The 539-nt window shown below is 47.1% G+C and carries 1 pseudogene; it reads left to right on the top strand.

The features are described 5' to 3' along the window. A pseudogene (gene fabH, locus ACWHAR_RS31295) lies at positions 1–539 on the top strand (beta-ketoacyl-ACP synthase III); the annotation flags it as partial.

Below are 539 nucleotides of genomic sequence, written 5' to 3' on the forward strand. Positions count from 1 at the left end.
TTCCTACGGTCTCTTGTATGATTCAAGAACAGCTCGGCGCGAAGAAAGCGTGTGCTATGGATATCAGCGCGGCTTGTGCGGGCTTCATGTACGGGGTTGTAACCGGTAAACAATTTATTGAATCCGGAACCTACAAGCATGTTTTAGTTGTCGGTGTAGAGAAGCTCTCAAGCATTACCGACTGGGAAGACCGCAATACAGCCGTTCTGTTTGGAGACGGAGCAGGCGCTGCGGTAGTCGGGCCAGTCAGTGATGACAGAGGAATCCTTTCATTTGAACTAGGAGCCGACGGCACAGGCGGTCAGCACTTGTATCTGAATGAAAAACGACATACAATCATGAATGGACGAGAAGTTTTCAAATTTGCAGTCCGCCAAATGGGAGAATCATGCGTAAATGTCATTGAAAAAGCCGGACTTTCAAAAGAGGATGTCGACTTTTTGATTCCGCATCAGGCGAACATCCGTATCATGGAAGCTGCTCGCGAGCGTTTAGAGCTTCCTGTCGAAAAGATGTCTAAAACTGTTCATAAATATGGA

Source organism: Bacillus sp. LR--39 (assembly GCF_053613335.1).